General features: G+C 43.9%; 12 protein-coding genes and 1 tRNA gene. 8 read left to right on the top strand and 5 right to left on the bottom strand.

Features of this window, described 5'->3' with window-relative positions; all coding sequences use genetic code 11:
* Positions 1-33: 33 nt before the first annotated feature.
* Positions 34-429, bottom strand: coding sequence for a c-type cytochrome (locus tag IE070_RS11910; RefSeq protein WP_189483416.1), 396 nt, complete (start codon positions 427-429; stop codon positions 34-36).
* Positions 430-977: 548 nt separating this feature from the next.
* Here IE070_RS11910 and polA point away from each other — a divergent pair.
* Positions 978-3,752 (top strand): DNA polymerase I, encoded by a 2,775-nt coding sequence (gene polA / locus IE070_RS11905; RefSeq protein ID WP_189483415.1) that lies wholly within the window; start codon positions 978-980, stop codon positions 3,750-3,752.
* A 445-nt stretch (positions 3,753-4,197) separates the two neighbouring features.
* On the opposite strand, the gene yihA is transcribed toward polA, so the two are convergent.
* On the bottom strand, positions 4,198-4,818 hold the full coding sequence (yihA, locus tag IE070_RS11900; protein ID WP_189483414.1) for a ribosome biogenesis GTP-binding protein YihA/YsxC: 621 nt from the start codon (positions 4,816-4,818) through the stop codon (positions 4,198-4,200).
* Positions 4,819-5,010: 192 nt separating this feature from the next.
* Between yihA and IE070_RS11895 the strand changes: the two genes are divergently transcribed.
* The 4 genes from IE070_RS11895 to IE070_RS11880 all read left to right on the top strand — a co-directional run bounded on the left by IE070_RS11895 (position 5,011) and on the right by IE070_RS11880 (position 8,037).
* A complete protein-coding gene (locus IE070_RS11895) occupies positions 5,011-5,637 on the top strand; it encodes a c-type cytochrome (protein WP_189483413.1) in 627 nt (208 codons plus the stop codon).
* Positions 5,638-6,284: 647 nt separating this feature from the next.
* Entirely contained in the window at positions 6,285-6,932 is a 648-nt protein-coding gene (locus tag IE070_RS11890; RefSeq protein WP_189483412.1) for a class I SAM-dependent methyltransferase, read from the top strand.
* 35 nt (positions 6,933-6,967) lie between these two features.
* Entirely contained in the window at positions 6,968-7,561 is a 594-nt protein-coding gene (gene yihI, locus IE070_RS11885) for a Der GTPase-activating protein YihI (protein ID WP_189483411.1), read from the top strand.
* Positions 7,558-8,037 carry a DUF2489 domain-containing protein gene (locus IE070_RS11880; RefSeq protein WP_229797050.1) on the top strand — a complete coding sequence of 160 codons (480 nt, stop codon included), beginning with the start codon at positions 7,558-7,560 and terminating at the stop codon, positions 8,035-8,037. Before yihI ends, IE070_RS11880 begins: the two co-directional genes overlap by 4 nt.
* Positions 8,038-8,064: 27 nt before the next feature.
* On the opposite strand, the gene IE070_RS11875 is transcribed toward IE070_RS11880, so the two are convergent.
* From IE070_RS11875 to IE070_RS11865, 3 genes are all read right to left on the bottom strand, one after another.
* Entirely contained in the window at positions 8,065-9,351 is a 1,287-nt protein-coding gene (locus IE070_RS11875) for a metal-dependent hydrolase family protein (protein ID WP_189483410.1), read from the bottom strand.
* Between the two features lie 105 nt (positions 9,352-9,456).
* The gene (locus IE070_RS11870) at positions 9,457-10,032 is read right to left on the bottom strand and encodes a DUF1285 domain-containing protein (protein ID WP_189483409.1); all 576 of its coding nucleotides are present in this window, start codon (positions 10,030-10,032) and stop codon (positions 9,457-9,459) included.
* Between the two features lie 229 nt (positions 10,033-10,261).
* A tRNA-His gene (locus tag IE070_RS11865) sits at positions 10,262-10,337 on the bottom strand.
* 205 nt (positions 10,338-10,542) lie between these two features.
* On the opposite strand from IE070_RS11865, the gene IE070_RS11860 reads away from it, so the two are divergent.
* From IE070_RS11860 to IE070_RS11850, 3 genes are all read left to right on the top strand, one after another.
* Positions 10,543-11,367 (top strand): mechanosensitive ion channel domain-containing protein, encoded by an 825-nt coding sequence (locus tag IE070_RS11860; protein ID WP_189483408.1) that lies wholly within the window; start codon positions 10,543-10,545, stop codon positions 11,365-11,367.
* Between the two features lie 2 nt (positions 11,368-11,369).
* A complete protein-coding gene (locus tag IE070_RS11855; protein WP_189483407.1) occupies positions 11,370-12,107 on the top strand; it encodes a DUF481 domain-containing protein in 738 nt (245 codons plus the stop codon).
* Between the two features lie 98 nt (positions 12,108-12,205).
* The gene (locus IE070_RS11850; protein WP_189483406.1) at positions 12,206-14,521 is read left to right on the top strand and encodes a putative bifunctional diguanylate cyclase/phosphodiesterase; all 2,316 of its coding nucleotides are present in this window, start codon (positions 12,206-12,208) and stop codon (positions 14,519-14,521) included.
* Positions 14,522-14,529 lie beyond the last annotated feature (8 nt).

Below are 14,529 nucleotides of genomic sequence, written 5' to 3'. Positions count from 1 at the left end.
AAGCGCGGTTTTCATCAAGCATAGAACAATTTTTTAAACACCATCAGTCATGAAACGAATAGCTGCGGCAATTTCATCATCAGAACACGTGGTGCAGGTGCCACGGGCTGGCATATTGCGTATACCATCAATAGAATGCTGCAGTAATAAATCAAAACCTTGTTCAAGACGAGGTTTCCACTCAGCCGATTGTGGTTTTGGGGCATCTAATGCACCTGTACCATGACACGCAAAACAGGCTTGCTGATAAACTTGCTCACCAGAACGAGGACCGCTGGCAGCCGCTGCAGCAACAGGAGCAGCACCCGCTAAATACACCTGACCAACAGGAGCAATGCGTTTAGCAATAGCTTCAGCATCTTTCTCAGCGTTGGCATTAACGCTAATGGTAGTCAGTAGCAGTGCCACTGTGAGTGTCAATTTCTTCATATTATCGATCCCATCCTGATAGCCATACTAATAATACAAGTATTATAGCCTGCATCTTGGCGCAAACGGAAGATCTGCTGCTTATTGTTACCGCAAAGATCGTGTAACTAAAAAAGATCGCTGCCAGCGCTTGCCATCTCTGCTTTATGCCAAATTTGGCAGACAACCACGCTTTTTAAAGCAAAATTTTTTAATTTTTCCGCTAGGATTATCGTTATCTTGTGGTAGTCTAGTCGACCTGCTAGATAATGATCTGTATAAAATTGCACAGGATCTAGGCGGCAAGCAAAGCGTTTTCCACATTACGCAATGCTGAAAAATAATAATAAGGGCATTCGTAGTCTCCCCCTTTAGCTGTTTAAATACAATCACTTAAAAACCCACTCCCAACATTCAAGTGCAGCTTGAGTGGTGCTTATCTATTACTTTTGCACAAAGTTATCCACAGGTTACTCCACTTTATGGTAACGGCAAACTATCCTGTTCAGCTAGCTGTCTGCCAAGGCCTGTGGCATGCTAGTAGACAAAGCCTCGTAGGGAAAATCATCATGGTCTATATTCCAACTAACCCGTTAATTTTGGTTGACGGATCGTCATATTTGTTTCGTGCTTATCATTCACCGCCACACTTAACCAATTCGAAGGGTGAAGCAACCGGCGCGATCTATGGCGTAGTCAATATGCTGAAAAGTTTATTAAAGCAATATAATCCCACACAAATGGCGGTGGTATTTGATGCCAAAGGACCAACGTTTCGCAATGAAATGTATAGTGACTACAAAGCAAACCGCCCGCCCATGCCCGATGATCTGCGTAATCAAATTGAGCCATTACATAAAATTGTACAAGCTCTCGGTTTGCCCTTACTGTGTATCAGTGGCGTAGAAGCCGACGACGTGATAGGCACCTTAGCTAGGCAAGCCAGCGCGGCGGGTCGCCATACACTCATTTCAACGGGCGATAAGGACATGGCACAATTGGTTGATCAGCATGTGACCCTGATTAATACCATGACCAATACCCTGCTGGATCCTGATGCCGTGCAAGAAAAATTTGGCGTTGGGCCTGATTTAATCATCGATTACCTCGCGTTAATGGGCGATAAAGTCGATAACATCCCTGGGTTACCCGGGGTAGGTGAAAAAACGGCAGCTGCCCTGCTACAAGGTCTTGGCTCGATTAAAGAAATCTATCAACAGTTAGATAAAGTTGGGACCCTCAATTTTCGCGGCGCAAAAACAATGTCAGCAAAGTTAATAGAGCATGAGGCACAACTAACGCTTTCTTATCAATTAGCCACCATCAAATGTGATGTGGCTCTGCCATATCAATTGGCCGACTTACAAATCAAACCCGTTGATAAACAACAACTGGCTGAACTTTATCGCGAATGTGAATTTAAACGCTGGTTAGCTGATGTATTGAATGCAGAACCTCAACAACAAGCAGCCATCTCGATAACGCCAACCGTAAACGCAGAAGCGACTGCAGCAGTGCGTCAAATTATTGATCGCAGCCAATATCAGACCATTTTGACTGAAAGCGATTTTCACGCCCTGATAGCACACTTAGATGGCGCGGAATTAACTGCCTTTGATACCGAAACAACCAGTGTAGATTATATGCAAGCTGAATTGGTTGGCCTGTCTTTCGCTACGGCTGCGGGCAAAGCGTGGTATCTTCCAGTAGCACATGATTATCTAGGTGCCCCTGTGCAATTAGATCGCACCTTGGTTCTGACCCAACTAAAACCTTGGCTAGAAAACCCAGACAAGGCTAAAGTTGGGCAAAATATGAAATACGATCAAAGCGTATTAGCCCGTTATGATATCCAGCTGCAAGGCGTACGCTTTGATACAATGCTGGAATCATACGTTCTAAACTCCACGGCCGGCCGCCATGATATGGATAGCTTGGCATTAAAATATTTAGGCCATAGCACGATCAGTTTTGAAGATCTGGCTGGAAAGGGTGCAAAACAGCTCACGTTTAATCAAGTTGAACTTGAAAAAGCGGCTGAATATGCCGCTGAAGATGCCGACGTCACGTTACGTTTGCACCAAACCTTATGGCCTCAGCTTTCAGAGCAAGGAGATTTGGGCAAGGTATTTACCGATATTGAGCTGCCGCTCATCAGAATATTATCCACGATAGAGCGCCACGGCGTGTTAATTGACAGCACCTTATTGGCGAAACAGAGTGAGCAACTTAGCCAACGTATACAAGAATTAGAACAGCAAGCCTATGCCGTAGCAGGTAAAACCTTCAATCTGGCATCCCCAAAACAGCTGCAAGAAATTTTATTTGAGCAGATGAAATTGCCTGTACTGAAAAAAACGCCCAGTGGTACTCCCTCAACCGCAGAAGACGTCTTAGCTGAATTAGCACTGGAATATGACTTTCCTAAACTGATCACTGAACACCGTGGCTTAAGTAAATTACGATCAACCTACACCGACAAATTACCTAAAATGGTTAACCCTGTCACAGGTCGTGTCCACACCTCATACCATCAAGCTGTGGCCGCAACGGGCAGACTCAGTTCTACCGAACCCAATTTACAAAATATTCCGATCCGTACAGAAGAAGGTCGCCGGATCCGTCAAGCCTTTATTGCGCCACCGGGCAAGCAGATTGTCGCAATCGATTACTCGCAAATTGAACTCCGTATCATGGCCCATCTCTCTGCAGATAAAGCCCTTGTAGATGCGTTTGCCAAAGGACTTGATGTGCATAAAGCGACCGCAGCAGAGGTGTTTGGTGTTGCCGTCGATGAGGTAAGTAGCGAGCAACGCCGTCGTGCAAAAGCGGTAAATTTTGGTTTAATTTATGGTATGTCAGCATTTGGTCTTGCCAAACAACTGGGTATCGCCCGACACGAAGCACAGCAATACGTTGATCGTTATTTTGAACGCTTTCCCGGCGTACTCGATTATATGGAACGTACCCGTAAGCAAGCACATGACACAGGTTATGTTGAGACGATTTTTGGCCGACGTTTGTACCTTCCGGATATTAATACTCGAAATATGGCACGACAAAAAGCGGCTGAACGCGCGGCAATTAATGCGCCGATGCAAGGAACTGCAGCGGACATCATTAAATTAGCGATGATTAAAGTACAAGATTGGATCGAGCAACAGGCTAACGATAATGTGACCATGATTATGCAAGTTCACGATGAATTGGTGTTTGAAGTGACGACCGCGGATGTGGCATCTGTCAGCAAAACATTACAAGATATTATGGCCAGCGCAGCGCAATTGCATGTACCGTTACTCGCAGAAGCCGGCTCTGGCGCAAATTGGGATGAAGCGCACTAAGTAAAAAACGTAATTAAATTACATAATTTATATTTAAGCGGCTTTTAGTGGTTTTTTGTAGTTTTATTACATAAAGAACTTGCAAATGCTCAGAAAATAGCTAAAATCTGAGCTGTAGGGTACAGAGGTAAGATATTCTATCTTTCAAATTAGCGCGCTTTATAGCAGCTAGTTATCAGAAAGTAGGCTTTATTTAGCCGCCCCGCTGCTTGCAGCGGGGCGTTTTTTTTGTTTTCGCCTTGATGTGTAGATAAAACGAACAATAAAAAGCAAAATGAAATTTTTTCTACATATTTTAGAGTAATTACTTCAAACCAGCTAAGGTTGTTGCTATAATCTTCATGTCTTAGCAATAAGACACCCTGTTGATTTGATTTATATAGCTTCTCCCCGATTGCTATGACCGACCCACTAAGGGTCGGTTTTTTTTTACTCCTGTAAACTATTAACCGCTGTACTGCGTATCACTAAACCACTGATCCAATACGGTTTCAAACTCTGCTAGACCAAACTTACTTAACGAGCTAAAGGCTTGTACACGAACATCTCCCATAAAGGCTAATGCCGCTTCACGAACCTCTAATACCACTTTATTACGAGCGCCAGCGCCCAGTTTATCGGCTTTAGTAAGCAATATAAGTACTGATAGCTTGCTTTGTACCGCCCAAAAAATCAGCTGCTGATCTAAATCTTTTAACGGATGACGAATATCCATCAACACCACTAGACCTTGTAAACTTTGTCGCTTTTCTAAATATTCCGATAATGACTTTTGCCATTTTTCTTTTACAGCAAGGGGCACTTTGGCGAAACCATAACCGGGTAAATCAATTAATCTTTTATTCTCGGCCAACGTAAAAGTATTAATAAGTTGGGTACGGCCAGGCGTTTTACTGATACGGGCTAAACTATTTTGCCGCGTCAGGGTATTTAATGCACTAGACTTACCGGCATTAGACCGTCCGGCAAAAGCTACCTCAATGCCAATATCGGCGGGTAACGCCTTAATATCAGGGGCACTGGTTAAAAAAGTTACTTGTTGATAATTAAATTTTGTATAAGACACAGCCTGCTCCGGCAGTTGATTTGGTGTTATTGTAGCGGATCACGAGGATCGGAAGAAGCATTTGCCACGTTTTTGACTAAAGGATGGGATTTTACTTTAGGCAGTTTCGTGTAAAATAGACAAAAAATACTTTAATATAATTCATTGTGGCCACAACGCTGGCTTTTGAATGCGGACTGAGACGGATCAAACATGAAAAAACTCATTTTACCTCTGACGCTGTTATTCGGTTTAGTCGGTACAGCAAACGCTTTTGATGGTGACGCCGAAGCAGGCAAAGCAAAATCAGCTACTTGTGCTGCATGTCATGGTCCAGATGGCAATAGCCCTTTAGCTATTTATCCAAAGCTGGCTGGCCAACATGCTCAGTATCTTTATAAACAGTTAACAGATTATAAATTAGGCATGACCACTGGCGGTAAAGAAGGTCGTGCGAACGCAATTATGTACGGAATGGTTGCCGCATTATCTGATCAAGATATGAAAGACCTTGCTGCCTATTTCTCGTCTCAACGCATTACTGCAGGGACCACGCCAGAAGACGTGATTGAAGTAGGACAAAAACTGTATCGTGGCGGTGATGCCGAACGCGGTATTCCATCTTGCATCGCGTGTCATGGCCCACGTGGTGCTGGCACCAGCTTGGCAGGTTTTCCACGCATTGGTTTCCAAAATGCGGATTATGTGAAAACGACCTTAGAAGAGTTTCGTGCAGGTACCCGCGCTAATGATATGAATGGCATGATGCGTGATGTTGCTAAAAAATTAACAGATGAGGATATTCGTATTCTGTCTCAATACTTGGGTGGCTTACACTAAGCCCTGCATGTTAAGAACTAAAAACCGGCCTGATGGTCGGTTTTTTTATGGGTGAAATGTGAGAAATATCTCACAGGCACTGTACGATATTTACTATAAAAGCATTTAAATTGAACTTTTTTATAGCATCCTTACTACTTAACATCATGAATTACTTTGAAATTTAGACTAAAGTCGAATTTTTATTTAACTTTTTTAACTTAAAGGCTTGTCATATTGGAAGATCGGAGTAAATTAATACCCGTCGCGTAATGCGGCACACAATAGGGATTATTAGGTTAAGGAAGCTATCTGCACGCTAAGTGCGCTGTGTTTTAAGATGCCCGGATGGTGTCATACGCTCTAAGCGTACATGGATGAATACCAAAGTATTAGGAAGATCGCGAATAAAAAAAGCAATGCACGGAAAGCCAACAATAATATATGGATAATTTGCAACACGGTGTTGACTGCGCATCAGGATGAATTAAGCAAATCGAGAGAAGTGTCCATCTCTAGGCACGAATAAACAGGGCGGTAAGATTATCTTATCGCCCTTTGTTTTATGTATTTTTGCCATGTTGTGTAACTTAATGTAGTGCTTGCCTAGACGATATTTTATCGTGTTTCACATCGTATAATATCAATCCCTGTTGTTTAGGATTCGTATGCCTCTTGATCATTGTCCACTCTGCCACCATTCCGATACCCTGCTGTTTAGCCAAGATCAGCAACGAACTTACCTACACTGTACCCGCTGTAAATTAGTGTTTGTGCCAAAACAATATTTACTTAGCCCAGAGCAAGAAAGGCAACACTACTTATTACATAATAACGATGTACAAGATACAGGATATCGGCACTTTCTAAACCAGCTAGCGACGCCTTTACTGGCGAGCTTGGGGCCGGCTGCAAAACAAGGATTAGATTTCGGCTGTGGGCCAGGCCCATTATTAGCCCAAATACTCAGCGAAGCAGGTCACCACATGCAGGTTTGGGATCCTTTCTTTGCCAACAATCCTATGGTGCTACAACAACAATATGACTTTATTAGCTGCACGGAAGCAATTGAACATTTTGTTAATCCGGCAAAGGAATGGCAACGTTGGCTCAGCTTACTAAAAACAGAGGGTATTTTGGCAATAATGACGAAATGCTACCCTACAGCCGAAACGTTTAATCACTGGTATTACAAACGTGATCCCACCCATATTTGCTTCTTTAGCCGTGAGACCTTTTTATGGTTAGCAGCGCAATTTAATTTGCACTGTGCTTTTCCAACGAATGATGTGGTGATTTTCCACAAAAATGGTTAAAATGTGCGCCCTTTTTTACAGGTAGCAAATTTACTATGACGCGTCAAAAAAAATCCCGTAACGCCGGTAATAATGGTCAACGCCACTTACCCGCCAGTGAAATCCGCAAAGTGCGGGAACACAAGGATGAATCTAAGAAAAAGGGCGCAGGACTAAAATCCGGTAACCGTAACAGCATGCAAGATGTCAAATCTGTGGGCTCACAGCAACAGTCTGCGAAGAAAGATCCTCGCATAGGCAGCAAAAAACCTATTGCATTAGGCGCAGATGCCATCCAAGACCCAGCTAAAGATCTGTTATTACCTTTACAACAGCCTAAAGCATTACTAAAAGCGGTTAAACCGATCACGCTCAGCCCAGCACAAGAGTTAGCAGAGATCGAAGCTGACGAACGATTACAAGCTTTACTCGAGCGCGTTGAACAAGACGAAGTGCTGACAGGTAAAGACGCTAAATACTTTAATAGCAAAACCGCACGTTTAACCGTCTTATTAGACCAACTAGGCATGACTGACGACGATACGTCTTCAGACTCGATGGCAATTGAAGATGAAGACGAGGATCCACTGGCTAAATTCGAGCGTACTGATTGGCGTAAAACCCTTTTAGGCGATGAGGATCAGGCGTGACCACACTTTGGGTAATCATGTTGTTGCTTGGCGCAGCCATTGTTATTGGCTTAGCGTTTTATGCCGGTAAGTTGCTTTGGTTGGTAAACTTACAAACGCAACGGCAAGCGCAGGAACAACAGCAGCAACAGGCAAAAGCTGCCGAGAAAAAACGTTACTTGCATGAAAGTATTGTATTAATAAGCCGAGCGATGCAAGAGCAACAATGCGAGTTTTCAGAGGGGGCCTTGCGACTTTGGGTGCTGTTAGACCATTGGCCCGAAGAAAATAAACCCGATGCAGCAATAGCTTATCCTGGTCTTTATCAAATGTATTTGGTGGTGAAAGATATGCCAACCCATCAAGCCCGTAAAGACCAAGATAAAAAATTGACTCGACAACAAGATAAACGTAGGCAACAAGCAGAAATTGATCTTAAGGAGCAAATCCTTGCTGACGTCACGTTGTTATTAGCTCGTTTTCAGCAGCTCGCTTAGCTGCTGAAAACGTAGCGTAAGATTCAGTTATTGTTTAAAAATCTGCCCTGCTTTCATCACAAAACTCACTTGCCCCATTACCGTAATATCTTGTAATGGGTCGCCAGGTACAGCAATAATATCGGCAAATTTACCCGCACGAATAGAACCCAATTCTTGTTCTACACCAAGTAACTTAGCGCCTTCAATCGTGGCAGATTGAATAGCGGCCATTGCTGGCATACCGGCCTCTGTCATATACACAAATTCACGCCAATTGTCGCCATGAGCGCCAACGCCTGCGTCAGTGCCAAACGCAATTTTAACACCTGATTTGTAGGCTTGGGCAAAGGTTTGTTGAATTAATGGACCAATCGTGGCGGCCTTAGGTCGCACAATTTCCGGAAAAAACCCATCAACTTGTGCTTTTTCTTGCACAAATTTGCCCGCGCTAATCGTGGGTACATAGTAAGTCCCATATTTTTTCATCAGCGCCATGGTTTCGCTGTCCATGTAGGTGCCATGTTCAACTGAGTCTACTCCAGCCTTAATGGCACGTTCCATGCCCTCTTTCCCATGCGCATGAACCGCCACTTTAAAGCCATAATCGCGCGCAGTGGTAACAATAGCGTCGAGTTCTTCACTGGTAAATTGTGGATTCATTCCACTCTTTGCCACACTTAAAACGCCACCGGTTGCCGTCACTTTAATTAAGTCAGCGCCCTCTTTATAACGCTGACGTACGGCTTTACGCGCATCATCGGCACCGTTTATCACGCCATGTTTTGGCCCAGGATCACCTAATAATGCGTAGGCTAGGCCATTAGTAGGATCAGCGTGACCACCAGTTGTTGCCAGTGATTTCCCTGCAGCATAAATACGCGGACCTTTCACATACCCTTGCGCAATGGCTTTACGCAGCGCCACACTTACATGATGGCTATCGCCCAGTTCACGCACGGTAGTAAAACCAGCCATCAACGTCTTTTCCGCAAATACCGCCCCTCTTAGCGCGAAATCAGCCTCATTCAAACGCTGTCCTTCGCCATAAGAAGCTGCACTCATCTGCGTTGAAAAGTGCGTGTGCATATCCATCAAACCTGGCATAACGGTATGGGCTCGTAAATCAATTAACGTATCGGTTGCAGCGGGTTGTAGATAACCAGCTTTAACATCGGTAATTTTATCGTCCACAATAATGATGGTTTGCTCTGTTAAAAGCTGTTTATGCTCGGCAGTAATCAATTTTCCGGCATGGATATAGGTGGTATTCGCTTGTAGCGCTGCAGGCAACGCTAGCAACGTGGCAACCGCCAAAATAGAGCTTTTTATCATTGTTATTTTCCTCTGGATGTAAAAATTTACTATGAGCTTGCATGAGTCGCTCAGCAATGCGCTTGCGGTATTTGGTAGGATTTAGCCGTTAGATCTGCGCGGGCATCATACCAAAGGTTCCTCGGCTAAAATAAAGGGTTGTCCACAACTGGTGATAACACAGGTTAAATGGGTAATGGGGTGGCTTGCTTCACTATCGGCTGCGATGGTTTCCTGTAAATCAGCCTCTTGGATTAAATGATAATACACATTACGATGCAAACGCGCTGATAATCCGCGCCATAGCGCCACGTAAGGCACATTTTGCCCTGCAAACGTTTTAATAAATAAGGGATACGCTGCAGAAACAACCACGGTATCCCCCAAGTTAGTGCTTAACCGTAACTCAGGGCCATTTACGCCAGCATGCCAAGCATGTTGCGTAATCAAAAAAGGAACATCTTCAACCTGAATACGTACCTTTTCAACCGGCGTTTGCAAAAAATACGTCTGTTCTTGCCGTAATAAAACACTGGCAAACAGCTTCACTAAGGGACGTCGGCTAATTTTACTGTCTTGGTAATACCACTGGCCATCAATATCAATGCGTAGGGGTAAATCGCCACAAAAAGTGGGCGTCCTGTGTTCGACAGACAAAGGTGGCAGTTGAAATAATTGCTGTTGTAATTGAGATAAATCCATAACGCACTACTCACATCAGAAGCGTAGGTGAAGCATAGCGGCTTTGCTGTCTGATGGCCAAAAATACTGAAAAATACCAATGTTCAGGCTAAATTCAGTGAATACATGTATAAATGGCGCCGTTTTTAACAGCTGCACAATAAGAGCAAAGGTTAAAAAGACTTTAAGTGGCAGCGAGGGTTAGGTAAAAAATTGTGCCATTTCACGAATTAGGCAGCAGTAAAAGGAATGGGGTGACTGATGGGGCTCGAACCCACGACAACCGGAATCACAATCCGGGGCTCTACCAACTGAGCTACAATCACCATTGCGAGGCTAATATTTTAACCAAAAATCTGCGCCGCTACCAAGCGTTTTTTGATGATTACTATAATTAGTGCATTTTGTAACTTACTGGGGAGATGGTATGCTTGCCTCGCCTGTTGACGTTGCTGGAGCATATTTCCTGCGTTTTTGTTTAAGGTTAAACGTCATTCTTCTTTTAAAAACTTGATTTCACAGGAGTGGAAAATGGAACAACTAACCGAATTATTTACACAGAACCACGATGTTCTGTTGGGTTACCTACTTAAGCTTATTGCAGCAATAGTCATATTTTATATCGGCCGCTTAATTGCGCGCAGCGTGTCTAACTTACTAGAGAAGGGCTTATTGTCTCGTAAGATTGATAAAGCCGTTGTCTCATTTTTATGCAGCATTGTTTATGCCATTTTAATTATTGCCACAACGCTTATGGCGTTGTCACAAGTAGGCGTTCAAACAACCTCTTTCATCGCTATCCTCGGCGCAGCCGGTTTAGCAGTGGGTTTGGCCTTACAGGGCTCCTTAGCAAACTTTGCATCTGGCGTGCTGATTATTTTGTTTCGTCCATTTAAGTCAGGCGACTTCATTGATGCCGGCGGTATCACAGGGACTGTTGATAAAATTGAAATTTTCCAAACAACGATGAAAACCCCAGATAACAAACGGGTCATCGTCCCTAACGCCAAAATCACGGGCGGCCATATCACGAACTTTTCATCTGAAAGTACGCGTCGAGTAGATTTGGTTATTGGTATTAGTTACGACTCAGATTTATTAAAAGCCAAAACTATCCTGCAAGACATTATTAACAGCGATGAGCGAGTACTGCCTGAACCTGCACCCAATATTCGGGTATCAGAACTGGCCGATTCGTCCGTCAATATCATTGTTCGTCCTTGGGTGAAAACGGAGGACTACTGGGGCGTTTACTGGGATACGCTCGAGCGAGTAAAACTGGCATTTGATGCCCAAGGCATTGGCATTCCATTTCCACAAATGGATGTGCATATCAAAAAAGACATACAGGAGTAAATATGAACGTATTAACCTTCGCCACCGCAGTCAGTTTGCTTACTGTGGGTCATGCTCAGGCACAAGAGCAAAAAATCTGGAATACCTCTGCTGAATTAGGGGCTATTACCACAACCGGTAATACTGCAGGTACATCAATAACCGGTAAAATTGATGCCAAACAAGAGCTGGAGCAATGGAGCAATCAGTATATTTTGAGTGCTTTCTTTAAAGAAGACGAAAAAACAGATGCGGATGGCAATAAAGAACGTGAGCGTTCTGCCGAACGTTACTTTGTGTCGGCAAAGGGCGCCTATAAGTTATCGGAAGAATTTGATAATTTATTTATGCTAGGTTCTTATACCGACGATAAATTTGGTGCTTATACACAATACACCACACTCGCAGCCGGTTATGGTACACGCTTACTTAATTTAGAAAATAAAGCCCTCGATGTTGAAGTGGGTCCCGGTTATTACACCGCAAAACGCTCCACCAATGAAACCGAAAACGGCTTATTTGCCCGGGGTGCGGCATCGTTTAAATGGACGATCAGTGAATCGGCTATTTTTACGCAAACGCTTAGCGTAGAGCTTAGCGATGACAATACCCGTACTATTGCTGAAAGTGCGTTAAGTGCCCGTATTAACGGTGCGATGCAAATGAAAGCAGCCTTTTTAGTCCAAAACGATTCCGATGTCCCTGTAGACAAGAAAACGACGGATACCCAAACGTCGCTTACATTGGTCTACTCCTTCTAATCGAGTTTGCCTTATAACGGATCATTTATGATCCGTTATTTAAACATTATGTAAATTTCCGCTATGCTTAAGATCCTATTCTTAAGCATAGTATTGACATGAGTCAGACGGAAAAAAACCTGAGCAAACTTCGCTACTCTCCAGTCATAGGCGCTATCATCTACCTCCTATTTGGTGTTGCTTGGATCAGCTTTAGCGACAGCTTACTCTCTGCCCTCATCACTGATCCCGTGCTGCTCACACGCTATCAAACCTACAAGGGTTTATTGTATGTGGCCATTACCGCATTAATTGCTTGGTTGCTTTTAAAACAACGCGCTCAAATTGCACACTCTTTATCGCACTCACAATGGCTATTTAATATGACATTTGAGCACGCTGCTACTGGCATGGCGCACGTGGCAAGCGATGGTAGCTTCCTTAGAGTCAACAAAGAGCTGTGTCGCATCTTGGGGTATGCACCACAAGAACTACTCGATATGACCTTTCAACAAATCACCCATCCTATGGACTTAAGCAAAGATGAAGCATTGCTTCGTAAAACCTTAAGGGGTGAAATAATGCAGTACACGATTGAAAAACGCTATCTGCACAAAGAAGGGCGGATTGTTTGGGCAAGACTCTCCGTCACACTGCTGCCGCGTCTGCCCGAACATCCTCCCTGTTTTATTTCCGTCGTGCAGGATATCTCTGCGGTCACATTGGCACAGCAACAATTACAAGAGAGTGAACTGCGTTTTCGCACGCTCCTCGACAGTATGCCGAATATTTCAGTCCAAGGTTATGATGAAAATGGCCAAACACTGTATTGGAATAAGGGCAGTGAATTACTTTACGGCTACACCAAACAAGAAGCACTTGGAAGTAACTTACTGGATCTCATTATTCCTCAGTTTATGCATGTTGCTGTTAAAGAAGCGGTAGCCTTGATGGCGCAAACCGGTGAAGCAAGAATGGCAGAAGAGCTCACGCTTAAACGTAAAGATGGTCAAGCTGTGCATGTCTATTCTTCACATGCGGTCATTATCTTGCCCAATAAAAAACCGCATATCTACTGTATCGATATCGATCTCACCGAATTTAAACAACAAGAAGCCAAATTAGCCTTTTTAGCCGAATATGATCCACTAACACATTTGCCGAATCGTCAATTTTTTACGAACCAACTTGAACAAGCCTTAAAAGTTGCCCGCCGAGAACAACTGCAGTTAGCAGTACTAATATTAGATCTAGATAATTTTAAAACGATTAATGATTCCTATGGCCATAATGCTGGGGACATGTTGCTGCGTCGCGTAGCAGACAAGCTAAAATTGTGCTGTCGTGAAACGGATACCTTGGCACGATTTGGTGGCGACGAATTTGCTATTTTAATTGAGCATTTACCGCATCCTGAAGATGCCGCGCGTTTTGCTTTAGAGTTACTCAAAACATTACAACAACCCTCTGTGCTAGAGCTAGGCTTAGAAGTGACTAGTGCGGCCTCTATAGGGATCAGTCTTTATCCTGAGCACAACGATAATGTAGAAGCGTTACTGCAAGGGGCTGACGCCGCGCTTTACAAAGCTAAAGCCGATGGTCGCAATACCTATCGCTATTATACCGACGAACTGACAACCTTAGCGCGTGAACGTTTGGTAATGGAAGCTAAACTGCGACAAGCCCTTAAAATGAACCAGCTTGAATGCTATTACCAACCACAAATAGCCATTACCACCGGTAAGATTGTTGGCGCAGAATTATTGATCCGCTGGTGTGATGCAGAACAAGGGTTTATCCCACCAGACCATTTTATTCCAATGGCAGAGTCTTGCGGGCTTATTCACGCAATAGGCCATTTTGTGCTTGAACAAGCCTGTACTCAGGGATACGCGTGGTTAGTGCAAGGCTTGCCAGCACTAAAATTATCCGTCAATGTGTCGGCTCATCAATTTAGTAAAGGCGATTTGGAACAACAAGTGATCAGCATACTGCAAAGTACCGCCTTTCCCGCCCACCTGCTGGAGCTTGAAGTCACTGAGAGCGCGCTGATGCATGACAAAGAACGGGTTATTCGCACTATGCAACAATTACGCGCTGCGGGTATTCGTTTAGCAATAGATGATTTTGGTACGGGTTACTCTTCGTTAGCCTATTTACAGCAGCTGCCATTAGATTTGCTGAAAGTAGATCGCAGTTTTATTGAAAAAATCACCAGCAATGATGCCGATAAACAAATTAGTAAAGCAATCATTGAACTCGCGCATACTCTACGATTTGATGTATTAGCTGAGGGCGTGGAAACTGCCGAGCAATTAGCCCTCTTAAAAGACATGGCCTGCGACTATTATCAGGGGTATTATTACAGCAAACCGCTCCCTGCTGAGGCGTTCCGGCAATTATTGCTGCAACAGGTTGCAAACCAGCAAGACTAAACGACGCC

Origin of the sequence: Alishewanella tabrizica, assembly GCF_014652375.1 — a bacterium.
GTDB classification, from domain to species: Bacteria; Pseudomonadota; Gammaproteobacteria; order Enterobacterales; family Alteromonadaceae; genus Alishewanella; species Alishewanella tabrizica.
This window is presented reverse-complemented; position numbering and strand designations above follow the sequence as displayed.